Annotated in this window: 13 protein-coding genes; 4 read left to right on the forward strand and 9 right to left on the reverse strand. The window is 34.0% G+C overall.

Annotated features, from left to right (window positions below):
• Positions 1-38: 38 nt before the first annotated feature.
• The 7 genes from B3L86_RS00345 to B3L86_RS00375 form a co-directional block, all read right to left on the reverse strand.
• Complete coding sequence (locus B3L86_RS00345) at positions 39-860, reverse strand: type IV toxin-antitoxin system AbiEi family antitoxin domain-containing protein (RefSeq protein ID WP_291113699.1); 822 nt, start codon at positions 858-860, stop codon at positions 39-41.
• 228 nt (positions 861-1,088) lie between these two features.
• Positions 1,089-1,718, reverse strand: coding sequence for a hypothetical protein (locus tag B3L86_RS00350; RefSeq protein WP_291113702.1), 630 nt, complete (start codon positions 1,716-1,718; stop codon positions 1,089-1,091).
• Between the two features lie 38 nt (positions 1,719-1,756).
• Entirely contained in the window at positions 1,757-2,380 is a 624-nt protein-coding gene (locus B3L86_RS00355) for an ATPase (protein ID WP_291113705.1), read from the reverse strand.
• Between the two features lie 224 nt (positions 2,381-2,604).
• Positions 2,605-3,438: a transcriptional regulator gene (locus B3L86_RS00360; RefSeq protein ID WP_291113707.1), complete on the reverse strand. Its 834-nt coding sequence runs from the start codon at positions 3,436-3,438 to the stop codon at positions 2,605-2,607.
• Positions 3,439-3,615: 177 nt separating this feature from the next.
• Entirely contained in the window at positions 3,616-3,906 is a 291-nt protein-coding gene (locus tag B3L86_RS00365) for a helix-turn-helix domain-containing protein (RefSeq protein ID WP_291113710.1), read from the reverse strand.
• Between the two features lie 284 nt (positions 3,907-4,190).
• Entirely contained in the window at positions 4,191-5,027 is an 837-nt protein-coding gene (locus tag B3L86_RS00370) for an RteC domain-containing protein (protein ID WP_349679469.1), read from the reverse strand.
• Positions 5,028-5,058: 31 nt separating this feature from the next.
• Positions 5,059-7,485, reverse strand: coding sequence for an aminotransferase class I/II-fold pyridoxal phosphate-dependent enzyme (locus B3L86_RS00375; protein WP_291113712.1), 2,427 nt, complete (start codon positions 7,483-7,485; stop codon positions 5,059-5,061).
• Between the two features lie 244 nt (positions 7,486-7,729).
• On the opposite strand from B3L86_RS00375, the gene B3L86_RS00380 reads away from it, so the two are divergent.
• From B3L86_RS00380 to B3L86_RS00395, 4 genes are all read left to right on the forward strand, one after another.
• Positions 7,730-8,113: a hypothetical protein gene (locus B3L86_RS00380; protein ID WP_291113715.1), complete on the forward strand. Its 384-nt coding sequence runs from the start codon at positions 7,730-7,732 to the stop codon at positions 8,111-8,113.
• Positions 8,114-8,116: 3 nt separating this feature from the next.
• Positions 8,117-9,034: a helix-turn-helix transcriptional regulator gene (locus B3L86_RS00385; RefSeq protein WP_291113718.1), complete on the forward strand. Its 918-nt coding sequence runs from the start codon at positions 8,117-8,119 to the stop codon at positions 9,032-9,034.
• 106 nt (positions 9,035-9,140) lie between these two features.
• Positions 9,141-10,631, forward strand: coding sequence for a MauE/DoxX family redox-associated membrane protein (locus B3L86_RS00390; protein WP_291113721.1), 1,491 nt, complete (start codon positions 9,141-9,143; stop codon positions 10,629-10,631).
• 77 nt (positions 10,632-10,708) lie between these two features.
• Positions 10,709-10,975, forward strand: a complete 267-nt coding sequence (locus tag B3L86_RS00395; RefSeq protein WP_291113724.1) for a DUF6520 family protein — start codon at positions 10,709-10,711, stop codon at positions 10,973-10,975.
• Positions 10,976-11,028: 53 nt separating this feature from the next.
• Here B3L86_RS00395 and B3L86_RS00400 read toward each other — a convergent pair whose 3' ends face one another.
• Positions 11,029-13,644: an alpha/beta hydrolase family protein gene (locus B3L86_RS00400; protein ID WP_291113727.1), complete on the reverse strand. Its 2,616-nt coding sequence runs from the start codon at positions 13,642-13,644 to the stop codon at positions 11,029-11,031.
• 16 nt (positions 13,645-13,660) lie between these two features.
• Complete coding sequence (locus B3L86_RS00405) at positions 13,661-15,064, reverse strand: RagB/SusD family nutrient uptake outer membrane protein (RefSeq protein WP_291113729.1); 1,404 nt, start codon at positions 15,062-15,064, stop codon at positions 13,661-13,663.
• Between the last annotated feature and the right edge of the window lie 4 nt (positions 15,065-15,068).

Here is a 15,068-nt window from a genome sequence, read left to right on the forward strand (position 1 = left end):
AACTTGGTTTGCTTTCTTCTGTATTTCGCCTAGTTTAATCATGTGAAGATGGCTGATTTAATGGTTTCTATATCTAAATTTTGTTGAATACACCAACGGCTATTTCTTTTTCCAGTCTTAGGTAATTCAGTATCTAAGACTACATAGGAGGCTGTTTTTAGTTTTTGTAGTTCTTGAATTATTTCCGTTTCAATTTCAAAGAGTTCTAAAATATATCCCAGTCTTTTCACGACCGCCTGTGAATCGAATTTCATAGTGTATTCTAAAAGCTTCTTGTAATCTAATTTCTCTTTAGTGCTGTATATTGCTCTTGCCACCTCCACAATTCCTCCCGCATAATCCGGTTTGAAAAGGCAGTCTATAATTGTCTTTTCAATATCAGAACAGCTTACTTTATTGAAATTATCAATCCATGTTTTCTTTTCACCAAAAAAGTGACTTTCATTATGGTAGATAAATTGAAATGTGATGTCTTTAATCTTTATCTCTGAAGGCCTGATTTGTTTGGCCACCACAATTTGTTCTTTTAATGATGGTTGTGTTATTAGATTGTGAATTTGCAAGGCCGAGTAATAACCGATATAATGATTAGCCTCGTTTACCAAATATTTTACTATTAGATGCCAATCAGGCATAAAGGTTTCTGGATTTTCTTCATAAGGAATAATGTAGTAAACACCATCTTTTATTCGCATTAGTAATCCTCTTTTTGTCATATCACTTATTAATTCTCTAACTGTACTTTCCTTTGCTTTAGGGAATACTTTTAAAGCTGCTTTAGAATCAAAACACACTTTCCCTTTATCATTAAAGTATGATAATAATTCGCTTGATTGTGTTGAAATATATTTATGCTTCATAGTAATAATGTCAGGATAAACCTGACTACAATGATACAAAATACAACTATACGTTTTATTATTTGACACTAAATTATGTTTCGTAGCGATATTGTCAAGATAAACCTGACTATTTAACTATAAAACATAACTTTTGTTAGTTTTTAGAAATATCATTCCTAAAATGTATGTGTTATGTGAATTAATTTTAGTTAAGCTTTGGCAGTAAACAGCATTTATTGCCGAAACTTAATCGTATTCATAGGAGTCAATAAAAAACTTTAAATTGTATAATTCAAGTACACAATCGTCTTCTAAATCTTCGTTTTTTAGTTGGTCTATTTCAATAAAGGATAGGTCATTTGCAAAGGATTTTTCGCCGATTAGGTGTTCGATGTGTGTATAAACTGCTTCTCTAAGTCTTGGGTTGTCTTTGTGGACGATGTAGTTTTTTAGCAACACTTTTATTCCTAAATCGGTTGGTTTGTTTGGGTTTTGTAATGGGATGAAATACATTTCGCTTATTCGTAAAGTGATGCCGTAATATTCTAGTGGTTTGTCGGTGCCGTTTTCATATTTGGTTAGGTTGGTTTCGGGTTGGAGAAAAGCGGTTATTTTCCAACGTTTTATATTTGGAGAATGACGAACTAGTAATTTTACTTCTTTGAAAAGATAGGGATTTCCGTTTGCTGTAATGATTATCTCTTCACCGTTTGTTTTGTTTTTGATGATGAGGTCTAGATCTTTGTTGTATTGATGTAGTATCTCGATTAGTTTGTCGAAATGGGTTTTTAGTTCTTCTTTTGGGATTTCGTTTAGGAGTAGAAAAACGAAGTTGTTTTGTTGGAAGTAGTTCCAGAAGTTGGTTATTGTTTTCATTTTGTTACTTTTTGTTGAAACGCGGATTTACACGAATTTTATCTTTTGTCTTGTGCTGTTTTTTCGAATGCAATTAAATTGACCATCTCACGTAATCTAGAACGAATTCGGTTGCCGTAGTGGGTTTCTATTTCTGAGGCTGATAGGTTTGTGGTGATATGGGTTTTTAGTTTTTTGGTGATAAATAGATCATATCGGCTTAATATAATTTCAGCCATTACATTGCATTCGTTACCGAAGTATTTTAAGTTATTTTCTGTTCCTAAATCGTCGAAACAATAGGTTCTTGGTTCGGATTGGTAGAGTTTTCCAATGCTGTATTTGTGAATGATTTGGTAACCATCTTGGATGAATTCAAAGCTGATGTCTCGACAGGGTTTCACGTAGAATTTGTGTTCGGTTGCTGTTAGGTATTTCATTAGGTTAATTAATGATGTTTTACCGCAACCTATTGGTCCAGATAATAATATTCCCTTGTCGAGATTTATTCCGTATTGAAAACATGTTGGTTCATCCTTCAGGAAATAGGCGATTAGTTTGTAAACGATTGGGTAATCGGTTTCTATTATTTTGAAATGATTACCGTATAGTTCGATGCCTTTGTTTTCTAGCCATATTATGACTTCTGAATAGCTATAATGTGATTTTATATTTTCATTCATTGGGTTGCTTTTTTGTTCTCTAAAGCGAAGGTTTTGGAACACAGATGACACAGATTAAACGGATTTTCACGGATTTGATAGCTTCGCTATAATGGATTTACACGGATTTCATTTGTGCTATTTATAGAATTTTATATTTAACCGCAAAGTCCGCAAAGGTTTACGCAATCCCGAAAGCTTTCAGGACGCTAAGCCCTTCGACAGGCTCAGGGTGACAGTTCAGGTTAAAGAGGTTCGGCATAGTTTTTATCGGTTGTTGTGTTAAGGTTTTTTGCTCGATTTGTCGGTGTTGTGTCGGTGTTGTGGTTGAAATTGACGCTGTTGATTATCCAGTTTCGTGCTGCTGCTTGCCAATCGATCATTGGGATTTTGCCTCCGACTAGCCAACCGACACTGGAGAAATAATTGAAGAACTTTTGAGCTTCGAGTTCTGGGAAATTGTTTTCTTGGAAATAGGATTTGATTTCATCGATTGTTGGTTGTTTCTTTTCTTCTTTTTTCGCGGAACTTTTTTCTTCTTTTGATTTTTGATTTTTTAATTGAATATTATTTTTATCTTCAATTTTTTTTGCTTGCTCGTTCAAGTTTGCAACGTTTTTATCGTTTGAAATGTTTGTTTTGTTTATATAGTTTATAGAAGGTACTACTGCTTGTTCAGTACTTGTTTCACTACTGGTACAAGACTTGTTTAGAGCTTGTTCTGAAACAGGTTCAATAAGTGGTTCATTTTTTAGTTTTCTCTCACTTTTTGAAGCTGGTTTTAAATCTTCGGAAAAATTGAATAAAATGACATGACTTCCTTTGAATGGATTGTAGGATGGCTCGTAATTGATATAACCTAAACTATGTAAGTTCTTCAGGCATTTGTGATAGGTAGCTTTGGAACTGATTTTGCTTATTCGCATTACCTCATCGCGATTGATACTGATTGGGTTTTTAAAACGGTTGCAATTCCAAAATTGAAATAAGGCCATATAGAGGCTGACATGGGTTGGATTTAGTGCTTTATCTATTACTACTTTTTCGAAGAAGCCGGTTAGGTGTTTGATGTAGTTCATTTCGCTAGTGATTAGTGAAGAGTGATTAGTAATTAGTGAAAAGTTTAACCGCAAAGGGCACAAAGTTTTCGCAAGGTTCGCTAAGTTTTTTGATGTAGCTCATTTGGAAGTATTAAGATTGGAGTATTAAGTATTAAGACGAGAACCTGAAACAAGTTCAGGTTGACAAAGTAGTGGTTACTTGAAAAGCGTTGGTATTGCGTTTGTTTTGTTGGTGTTTAGTAGTTTATCGATGTCGGCATTGTCATAGTAAAGGGTACCGCCGATTTTGGTGTAGGTTAAGGTTCCGTTGATGCGGAGGTTTTGGAGTGTTCCTGGAGAGATGTTTAATAGATTGATGACTTCTTTTGATTTGAGCCATTTTTTTGACGTTGCGTTATCTTCAGCTTTTACAATTTTTTTGATATCAGCCAAAAGTTCATTTTTGAATTGATAGAGGTCTTCTTTTGTAAGGATTTCTAGTGTCATACGATTTGATTTTAATTAGTATCAATTGTTTTATGATTACAAACTACCCGCTATTTTATTTCATTTTATCCCAATGCGTTTCGTAGTACCGATGAAATTTAACATCAAAACATAAAGAAGTCCCGCAGTTGCTGACTCCATTATTTTGATTTGATACTATTTGATTTTTATTCCAGAATAGAAATGAAATGATTCAGTATTTTCATGTGTATGTGGAATAAAAAAAGCAGTAAACCCCTTGTCTTTATTGGGATTTACTGCTTTATATTTTCGTAGTTACGGATTTACTCCATATCCTCTCGTGCCATTTTTTGTTGTAGATTGAGCGTGAGTTCTTCTAAAAATTTAGTCTTACTACTTTTACGAGCTTTTATTTCGGTATATGTTTTATAGACGTTGTCCAATTTTATATTAAAAAAATCTTCAAATGATGAGGTAATCAAATTGATGTCGGCTGCTCCATGATTGATTGCTCCATTTGAAAATAATGCATAAATCAATTCAGTTAGTGCAGTTTTTGGCCCTGTCCAAACTATTACTTTATGTTTCTTTTCTTCAAAAATATCGGCATCATCTACTTTCAAGCGTTTTAAGGCCTGACGGATATAATGTATAAAACGATACATTGCTTTTACCTTAGCCCAAAGCATATCCTGTGCAGTTGAAAATTCCGGAAACTGATAATAATCTGTCATTGGAGTAAATGGGAAATTATTCCGATGGTTTCGGGTAAAAAACTGATGATCTAAATAACTATATCCCTGTTCCATGTAATGCACAAAGTCGGCATTCTTATAAAAGAACTTGTTTATCTTCCGAAGTTCTTTTTGTAAAAATTGTACTTTATAGGTTGTTCCAGCTTTTGGCATTCTCAATTCGCAAGACCTTACTTCAGTAAAGAAAATCAACAAACTCATTGGAATCGGTTTATTATTTTTAAAGAAATCAATTTCTTCGGGAACGGTATTAAAATCTCGTTTGTCCACAATCTCTTTTAAACTAGATAAGGTTTGATTACACAATATGATTCCTTTACTGGATTTATTGAGCATTGTATCGTTCGATTCTAAAATTTCGTTACAATTTGTATTGAATGCTTCGATTGTCTTCTTGAACATCATATAAAAATTAGTTGCACATCGATTTACCGTACTAAGAGATTGACTTATAGTCGTTTTGTATGGTGTTCATTACTTCCATGGTATAATTATCACGAGCCTGAACATAGGCTATCTTGGGGATAATTTTAGCACCCAATTTTCTTTTTTCGAAAGAAGCCGAAACTCCAAAATCAATTTGAGGGAAGTTTAGTTCGTTTGCTCTTTTTATGGTTTGAAATAGTAACTGTCTGTACAGATTGAATTCTTTCGCCCATTTATAATCCATACCAATAAGTTCCGGTACATAGGTATGATTTTGGTTTTTGTAGCAAAACATCACACCTACTAAAGGAGTGCTCTCTACTGTATTGAGGTTTAGCAAAATGAATTCCCAATTTGGACATTCATTCATCTTTTCAAAAACCGATTTTGCGTATTGAAATGTATTAATTGCATAGTTATTGTTTTTTACATTTTCATACAGTTGATATGTCACTTCCATTTCTGTATCGTTCAAGCTGTCTTTAATTTCAATGGTATAGTGTTTTTCAAAAGGAATAATCTCTTTATTAAAATGCTTACGGGAACGTGGAGAAAGCAACTTTGAAAAATCTTCATAATTCTGCCATTTTTCTGCATTATACACACAAGATTCCGGCATGTTAATTTTGAAATATCCTTGTTCTTGAATGACTTTATCCCAAGTATTTTTCTCTTCAAAATCTCTTAGAACCAGCATATCTGCTTTTACATCATTGTATTTTTCTTCCAATTTATCCAAAAGTAATTTTACTGCTTTTTCAGCCAATTCTTCTTCTTGATTGACATAACAATGTTTTCCTTCGGTGAAAAGACATCCCAAGCTAATTACTTTAGAAGTTAGATGCAATGGATTATTTTTTCGGATTTCTTCGAGCTGTTTGGAAACGGATTCTGTAGCCAACATATCATCTTTCCATATACCATACGTGCCAAATGTCATTAGCAGTATTTTACCCTTTTTATCTTTAATTGTGTAGTAGAAGAATTCCCAATTATTATATTGGTCTGTACTATTCTTGAAAGCCTTTTCCAGATATACCAAACCATCCCAATCGAAAATATTATTCTTACCCATCCGATTATTCCAGTCGGATTTGTTAATATCCTTAATCGTGGCTTTTTCTTCCATTATGATATCATCCTCTATTTTATTTTCGATAGATAATGCCTCCTCAAGACTTAGTCCGAAAGCCTTTCTCACTTTTTCATCACTATTGTTTGTTTCTTCTAAAGCTTTTGGGTAATGGTATTTCATTGCCTCTGCCAGTTCTTGAATGTCTTGCTTTTGATTATGACTTGAGAGCGTGATTCTAATTCCAGTATTCTTGATTGGTACAGCCGGGTAAATCCCTAGATTGAGAAAAAATCCCTCCTTAAATAAACGATGGACAAAATTGTAAGATGATACTGGAGTTCCCATTCCTAAAAAGAATACTGGAGAATCATTTTTGGAAATGATGGGTAGATTGCCTTGTGATAGTAATTGATTGAAATACTCAATCTTAGCAGCCAGTTCTTTTTGTCGAATTGTAATTTCCGGAGATAAGTGAATATTTGCCGATGCAATTGCCGCTCCGACAGAAGCAGGTTCTAATTGAGCGGAAAAGGTTAACGGACCACCAAAGTTTTTAATCTTATCTCGAAGTTTTTGGTTTTTGCATAGCAACGTTGCTCCACTTGCTCCAAAGGTTTTGCTTAATGTTCCAACTACCACAATATTTTCCGGTAGTTTTTTAATACTATCAAAAACGAATCCCGTGCCGTTTTTTCCTTTCCAACTCATGCCATGGACGTCATCAAAATAAAGGTGTAATTGACTATATTTTTTAGTTAATTCAATTAATTCCGAAATAGGAGCATAATCTCCAAACATTGAATATACGCCATCAGCCATGTACCAAATCTTATCACATTTAGAAGAAAGCTGTTTTATTTTTTCTTCTAACATGTTTAAATTATTGTGTCTAATCATCTCCACTGGAATACCTCTTAGTTTTAATAATTGACAGGCATTCTGTACACTCCAATGCACTTGATGATCCATAATTACACCATCTTCATCTCTCAATAATGTTGGAATAATTGCCAAATGCCCCAATGTGCTGTTTTTCGTAATGATAGGTGGAATACCATACATCTCTTCGATTTTTGCTTCCAATTCGCTGTAAAGCGGATGCGAAATGTATGATTTAGAGAGTGGGAATTGTGTGCCGTAATCCCTTATTGCCTGAATGGCCGCTTCTTTGATTCTATCATCTTGCTCTAAACCTAAGTAGCCCGTCGTTCCAAAATGATACATTTCTTTTCCTTTTATTTGGATCGTTCTGCCTGTTAGTTTTTTATCTTCTGCATAGAGATGCAAAACGCCTACATTTTTTGCTCCTGATAAAACTTCATCGACTGTATCGATGAAATTATTGTGTTTAATTTTCGCCATTTTTTTGTTGGTTTTGGTTAGTTAATAGATAGCTTTATTAGCAGTTATTTAGATTGAGTTTTTAAATTTCATTATAAAATTTGATATGATTTATATTACTTTATTGATTGCTCCGTATTTGACAAATTATATTCCCAAATAGACAAGCAATACTGTAATTTTCATCAAATTATCCCAAATTGACAATTTGAATAATTAAAATTGTTTCTATTTTTGTTAAATTTTAACCAACACTACATGAAACATGATTGCAGCTCATGATTTTTATGAGAATGAATACGCCCTATTTTGGGTTGAAAATGGCATTCTCTTTTTTGAATATAAACCTGACGTCATTCTTACCTTGAATGTTGCCAAGCGGGTTGTTGCTGACCGCATCCAATTTCAAAATGAAAAATCTTATCCAGTTCTTTGTGACATAAGAGGCATCATTGACACTGACAAATCAGGTAGAGATTACTTAGCCCAGTCTGGGTCACTATTGACCAAAGCAGTAGGTTTGATTGTACACCAAAAAGTTTCTATTACCATTAGTACTTTTTACTTACACATTAGCAAACCTACAGTGCCTACCCAGCTGTTTACCAACAAAGAAGATGCTATTCTGTTTTTAAATAACCACTTATAGCCTATGAACCAAAAGCACAATCAAGAGCGAATAGTTGCCATGCATCAAATGCTGTTTGAGATGGCACGAGGGAATTTCAGTAATCGTATTCCTTTGAGTTCTTATGATGATGAGTTAGAGACCTTGGTTGTTTTAGTTAACATGGTTGCTGAAGAAATGAAAGAATCCATTTTTCATGCTGGATATGTGAATCCTCATAGCACTTACCGTTTTATAACACAAACTAACTTAGTGTTGGATTCTTTGTTCTATATTAAAAGTTTTAATCCTGCTTTTTTGAGCGTTCTAGGTTATGAAAGTCTCGACCTAATTGATCATTCTCTTGAAACATTCTTAACCGACGAATCCTTTCACAAATTAAATTTTGTAAAAGAAGCTTTTCATGATAATTTTTCGAATCAAACCATGATTCCATTACAGTTTTTGACTAAAGAACAATTGATCTATTCCGTTGATTGTTCCATCACCAAATTGTTTAATAGGGATGAAATTATTTTGAGTTTTGTAGTTTCGAATCCACAAAACATGATTGACCCTAAAAACGAAGGAGAACAAGAAAAACAACCCAATTCAAGAAAAGCGGATGCTCTTTTGACACAAAAAGTTTATGATTATATCCTTGCTCATTTAGATGAACCTTTGCCATCCCTAAAAGACTTATCAAGACATTTTGGCACCAATGAATATAAACTAAAAGATGGTTTCAGGTATTTTTTCAAAACTAGCATCTATAAATTCTATACTGCTGAGCGATTGAAAAGAGCCTATCTCATGATTCAACAAACTACGATACCGTTAAAAAACATATCTACCCTTAATGGTTTTACTGACTATCCCAATTTTTCCAAATCGTTTAAAAAACAGTTTGGAATTTCTCCCAACGAAGTTGGCCGAAACTCAATGAGCAGTACAACTATTTAGCTTTTAGTGTATTTAATCCCTTTTGGATAAGTAAGCCTCCCGATATCACAAGTGTTTTTAATTTTAAATTATGAATTTTACTCCATAGAATTAAAACTATTGAGTGATGGGAATTTCTAATACAATACGGACTATATTTTTAGAGCTTGTACGTTACTTGTACATCTTACTTTTGGTTTATACGGCTGTAAGTAAAATAATTGACTTTGAAAACTTCAAAACACAAATTAGCCAATCTATAGTGATAAGTCCCTTTACCAATTGGATAGTATGGTTCATTCCTTTTATAGAGTTGATAATAGCCATCGCATTAGTAACCAAAAAATGGAAAAATTTAGCTCTTTATGTCGCCTTTTTATTGATGATTATTTTTTCAACCTACATTTACATTATACTAAATTTCATTCCGGACATCCCTTGTTCATGTGGAGGTGTATTGGAAAAAATGAGCTGGAATGAACATTTAATTTTCAACATCGCTTTTGTTGTTTTGGGTTTAGTCGCCATCCTTCTACAAAAATGTAATCTAAAAAGCATTAGCATCGTTAGCGTATTAACTTTTATAGGTATAGCCTCCGTATTTATGCTTTACAAAATAGCTGCCTACCAATTGCAAAAAGAAAACCCATTCATTAGAATATTTCACGCAAAATGGGTAAATTTTGAAAGCGAAATAGATTTAAATGTAAACTCCTACTACTTTGCTGGATTTGACAAAAACAATATCTATCTAGCCAATTATACTGCCCCAACTCACATTCTACAAATTGACACCACTTTATCCTCAAAAAGGGAGAGTATCATTAAACTAGAAGATACAAAAATCCCCATCAAAAAAGTAGCTATACAAGTAAATCCTCCTTTTTTCTATTGGATGGACGGTACGGTTCCTCTAATCATGACAGGGAATTGTAATGAGTGGAAAGTGACTTCTACACACCATAACATCTCTTTTTTTACTCAAATTGAGACATTAACTAACCATAACTTTCTCATTAGAACCAACAACGCAAAAAATGGAGAAAATATAATTGGAACCTTTAACCTAAATACCCCATTAGTATTCCACTCCAATTCAAACTTGTTAGAAAAGCAAAAAAACAGTGATGGAATTTTTGAAACGGAAGGAAGCCTATTTCATGACCCAATCAGTAAAAAAACAGGATATGTGTATCGTTATAAAAATGGTTATGTAGTGACAGACTATCATTTGAAAGAAATGGTTCGAGGCAAAACAATAGATACTTTTTATCAACCAAACATCAAAATCAAAAGAAATGAAAAAGGGCAAAAATTAGAAAATTTACCCACCCTTGTAAATAATAAAGTAGCTGCTTATGATAATTTACTATTTATAAATAGTCCTTTAAGAGGTCAATTTGACCACCTAAAATCATGGCAAAATAATGCAACTGTTGATGTGTATAACTTAGCGTCTAATCAATACCTATTCAGCTTTTACATTCCACTTTACAACGGTCAAAAACTACATAGTTTTACCGTAAACCATTCAAATTTATATGCTTTGGTTGGCAATAAATTAGTAAAATATACTTTCAGCAATGAATTCAAAACCATGGGGAAAACAACCCATTAAAAATATACTGGCCAGTAGCAGGGGAACGATTGAAAACCTGAAAAAGAGTAGATCATTAATTTTTAAATTTTAATATCATGAAAAATTTATTTTTAAAAAAAATGATTCCCATTTTTGTATTTGCATTAGGAATCTTAGGAGCTTTTGGCACCATGTCAATGCAATCTGCTGAAGAACTAGCTCCTAAAACGGGTTGGGCAACCAACCATTTAGGACAACCGTGTACGTTGCAAGTTCAATGCTCCGATACAGGAGTTACTATGTGTCGCGTAAACTATCCATCAGGTCAAATTGCCTATGACAAAGTAGGCAATACCTGTATTAATGCTTTATTCAGACCATAAAGCATCCTATTAACAAAAAAGAGGCAGTCAATTAGTTGACTGCCTCTTTATATTTAAATACCTTCTTTAATCCAATCAGCTGGTGACTCATCTTTTAAATAATGCGCAAACCACTGCTTCATTCGTTCTCTTAAATCGTAACGATTAGAGAGTTCCTCCAAAGAATGATATTCGTAGGGATACAATAACAAGGCAGCTTTTTTCTTCAACCGTCGCAATGCCAAATAAAACGTAACGTTTTGCTGCCAATCTACCTGCATATCATCCTTACCCGACCATAATAAAAGGGGACTTTTGATCGATTCGACATACGACAATGGTGAATTTAAGGCATAAGCCTTTCGGTCTTCAAACAAAGAACAGCCCATTCGCCATTGTTGAAACTCCATTCGCCACATGTCAGGTCTTCCGGTTCGCCAATTCATATTCAAATAAAAAGCAGGTAAATCAAATACACCGGCACCGGAAACAATGGTAGCAAATAAATTGGTTTGAGTAGCAATATAATTAGCTTCATATCCCCCAAAAGAATGGCCAATTAACCCAATCTTTTTAGGGTTAACTTCCCCTTTTTTCAAAACAGCATTCACTCCTGCAAGGGTACAGTCTAATGCTGATGGACCTGTTGCTTTTAAGTCAAATACAATGTCCGGAAAGAAAACAAAATAACCCTGTGTTGTATAATTACTGGGTACAAAACCTTCCGACGGATATAGACTAGGGGGTTCAAAATAATGCATATAACTAAATTGTCGTTGATATATATGTACAATCATGGGATATTGTTTACCCATTTCGAAATGGCTAGGATAACACAGAAATCCCTTTAAGGCCTGTCCTTTGGAATTGGTATAGTCAATCACCTCTACTCTTCCCCAATCATACTTTGAGTAATTCGGATTACTTTGAACAACCAAGTTCTGTTTAAACTGTCGGTTATTTTTGATGATTTGAGGAGGTAAATCAAATCGTTGTTCGATATAAACAATATCGGAATCCTTAACAAAAAATTGATTGGTTAAACCAGCGGTTAAAAAAGGTGTCATAGGTAAATTCCTCTTCCAAAAACAATAACCACTATCACCGTTCTCAGATTTAGCCAATAAAAAAAGTCCCTTTTTAAGTGGTACAACATGAGTTTCATAACCATCAAATTTTTTGAATATATTACTCATTAAATGAATAGGTAATCGATAAGCAATTTTTTCAGTCCTTCCCTCCGTGAGAAGTTTCATACGTCCGGTTGTTGGTTCAAATTCCCAAACATCATAGCGATCGTATATTAAAACAGTTTGATCATCAGGTGTCCATCCTGCAATACCATAAGCTTCACTATCACCAGCAAAGTCTTTCAACTCATTATAAAAAGGGTTCTTCATACCTTTAGTGATTGGCAAATGATGTGCTTTAGTTATATCATAATACCACCAGTGTTTATCTTTAAAATACAGTATATATTTTCCGCCCGGTGATGGCAATACTTCTAATAGATTAGAAGAGTGTTTCGCTAATAATAACTTGGTTTGTTGCGTTTGCAAATCAGTCAAATAATAATCAACAGGGCCATTAAAATCAAACTGCGGCTCATAAGCATGCGGATGATAAGAAACAACATATCGTTCTTTTCCTGCTAAAAAGAATTTGGGCAAAGCACCGGAATTCAATGCTACTATAGTATTTTTCGACCTGTCCCAGAGGAGCCATCGGTTGTCAAAAGAACCTTTCATTTGAACACTTTCTGGATAAACCCTTGGTGAATTCCATTGCCAAACCTCAACATCTGAAGTAGGAGATTCTTCTTGTTTTTTGTCGTGTTGATAAGCAAAATATATTTTACTTAAATCATCCGAAAGATACAAGGTTTCATAAGATTGATTCAAAATTTTGCCACCTACAGGGTAATTTGAAAAAGCAGCTTTAGAGAAAATAATAAAATTCTTTTTCGCTATGTCAACCATGCAAACACTTACATCTTCATCAGTAGTCCCAAATTTTTGTATTTGGTGAAAAACAACTCCAGTGCTTTTATCTGACCATTGAAAATGATTATAAAAACCTTCCGTTTTACTATTTGATACAGAGGCAACAATAATCTTTTTACCAAAAGTTACCATGCCAATGTGTTGAAAATTGCTTATTTGTTGTGCATACACAAAATGTTCCAAATCAGGACTCATTTGAAAGGAAGTAACCCCTTCAATCACTTGATGCGTTCCGTCTCGCAACGAGTGTATTTCGATTCTTGGAAGTTGTCCTTTCTTTATGCTATGCACTACCAATTCATTTCCTTTTTTAGAAAAGGCATATGATTGTACATCCTGAAATGTTTTCATTTTGCCACTTACCAAATGGGTCAACTCTAATCCCATTGGGGTCAAGACAGCAAAATAATCAGATGCACTGAACATTCCATTTTTCACAGACGGAAAATTATAGGTAATAGGCTTATCAAGATGGCGTACAAATAAAGTATCAACACCAACCTCATTCTGCAATTGATAACTAACCCATTTACCCGAAGGGGAGACAGATGCTAGATTCATCGTTTTCCAGTTCAAATAATCCTTAGGCAAAATCGGTAACTTTTCTTGAGCATTTACCCTAATGAAGAAGGGTGTTAAAAGCAAAAGAATAAATGAATGTATAGAGAAGAATTTTATTTTTTTCATAGTATAAGGTAAATAATTAATAACCAGGATTTTGGGGTAATAAATTTGGGTTGACACTTAACTCCGTTTGTGGAATTGGCAAAAGATTATCTGTTGTATTCCAGCCCGGTTTACTGCCGTTCAACACTTGGTCTAGCTTTTCAAAACGTTTCAAATCAAAAAAGCGATGACAGTATTCGGTAAAGAATTCATTTCTACGTTCGTTTAAAATAGCCTCTAAAATATCATGTTGCGATATTGAAGTGAAGTCATTTAAACCCGCCCTGTTACGAACCCTGTTTAAATCTTGCAATGCACCAATGAGATCACCCATCTGTGCTTTAGCTTCTGCTCTAATTAAAAATTGCTCTGTTAATCGCAGTACAACCGCATATTCGGAAGAACTTGATTGAATATTTGTTTGTTTGTATTTTTTCGGATAATACCAAATAGTCGTTCCGTCTGTGACTTCCCCAATCCAATATTGTTTTCTTAAATCATTTGGTTCCAATTGATTTACAAAATCGGTATTCAAGGCAACGGTATTAGGTGGACCAGAAAACAAGGTGAATGTATCAGCAAAATCTGTAGCACTTCCCTCCAACGCTGTTGGAAGTTGCCAAATTGTTTCTGTACAATTTTTCAAAAAAACATTATCTGGATTCGATTCTTCACTGTACATCCCATTATTAATCAGCGTATCGCTCAGGTTAATTGCATCCTGCCAATTTTGATTATAGAGATATACTCTTGCCAAAAGGGCTTGCACTGTGCTTTTGTTTGGTCGTGCTCGTGCCTCTGTATAATACTCCTGAGGCACTAAAATTATTGCCTCATTCAAATCCTCAATAATCAAGTCGTACACCTGATTTATTGGCATTCTACTCACCGTACTATTTATCGTGTAGTCAGTTGTTGTGATATACGGAATATTACCATAGAGGTTTGCCAGGTAAAAGTGTAATAATGCTCTTGTAAATAAAGCTTCCCCTTTTAGTCTGTTTGCATCTGCTTCTGATAGCATTGTTGCTGCTTGAACCCCTTCATAAACTGCATTGGCACTGTATATTTGGTTGTAAGTAGTGTTCCAATAATCAGCTATTGCCGTATTATTTGGCAAGATTGCATTGTTGAAAAAATAAAATGTTGAAAAGGACAGGTCACCATAAAAATCCAATTCATCAGCATAAGCCCCTAAATTATTTGATATGCCTAAAGAAGTACCTGTGAGTAAACCGTTATCTCTAATACTTGCATATACACTTGTCATGGCTGCATTAGCCGTTGCATTATCTTCAAAAACTGTAACACCAATTAGTTGTGAATTAGGTACCTCAACCTCCACAAAACTATCACAGCTCATTGTTATTACTAGTACCGTGCAAGTAACCCATTTTGATAAAAAATGTAGTAATCTATTATAATTATTTATTGCTTTCATTTTT

It is taken from the genome of Flavobacterium sp. UBA6135, assembly GCF_002428305.1.
Lineage (GTDB): Bacteria > Bacteroidota > Bacteroidia > Flavobacteriales > Flavobacteriaceae > Flavobacterium.

What these genes read in the sequence shown, in the direction of transcription:
- B3L86_RS00345 (WP_291113699.1), bottom strand. Translation starts at nt 860, where the DNA reads ATGAAGCATAAATATATTTCAACACAATCAAGCGAATTATTATCATAC.
- B3L86_RS00350 (WP_291113702.1), bottom strand. Translation starts at nt 1,718, where the DNA reads ATGAAAACAATAACCAACTTCTGGAACTACTTCCAACAAAACAACTTC.
- B3L86_RS00365 (WP_291113710.1), bottom strand. Translation starts at nt 3,906, where the DNA reads ATGACACTAGAAATCCTTACAAAAGAAGACCTCTATCAATTCAAAAAT.
- B3L86_RS00380 (WP_291113715.1), top strand. Translation starts at nt 7,730, where the DNA reads ATGATTGCAGCTCATGATTTTTATGAGAATGAATACGCCCTATTTTGG.
- B3L86_RS00405 (WP_291113729.1), bottom strand. Translation starts at nt 15,064, where the DNA reads ATGAAAGCAATAAATAATTATAATAGATTACTACATTTTTTATCAAAA.
- B3L86_RS00390 (WP_291113721.1), top strand. Translation starts at nt 9,141, where the DNA reads ATGGGAATTTCTAATACAATACGGACTATATTTTTAGAGCTTGTACGT.
- B3L86_RS00360 (WP_291113707.1), bottom strand. Translation starts at nt 3,438, where the DNA reads ATGAACTACATCAAACACCTAACCGGCTTCTTCGAAAAAGTAGTAATA.
- B3L86_RS00400 (WP_291113727.1), bottom strand. Translation starts at nt 13,644, where the DNA reads ATGAAAAAAATAAAATTCTTCTCTATACATTCATTTATTCTTTTGCTT.
- B3L86_RS00385 (WP_291113718.1), top strand. Translation starts at nt 8,117, where the DNA reads ATGAACCAAAAGCACAATCAAGAGCGAATAGTTGCCATGCATCAAATG.
- B3L86_RS00355 (WP_291113705.1), bottom strand. Translation starts at nt 2,380, where the DNA reads ATGAATGAAAATATAAAATCACATTATAGCTATTCAGAAGTCATAATA.
- B3L86_RS00375 (WP_291113712.1), bottom strand. Translation starts at nt 7,485, where the DNA reads ATGGCGAAAATTAAACACAATAATTTCATCGATACAGTCGATGAAGTT.
- B3L86_RS00395 (WP_291113724.1), top strand. Translation starts at nt 10,709, where the DNA reads ATGAAAAATTTATTTTTAAAAAAAATGATTCCCATTTTTGTATTTGCA.
- B3L86_RS00370 (WP_349679469.1), bottom strand. Translation starts at nt 5,027, where the DNA reads ATGATGTTCAAGAAGACAATCGAAGCATTCAATACAAATTGTAACGAA.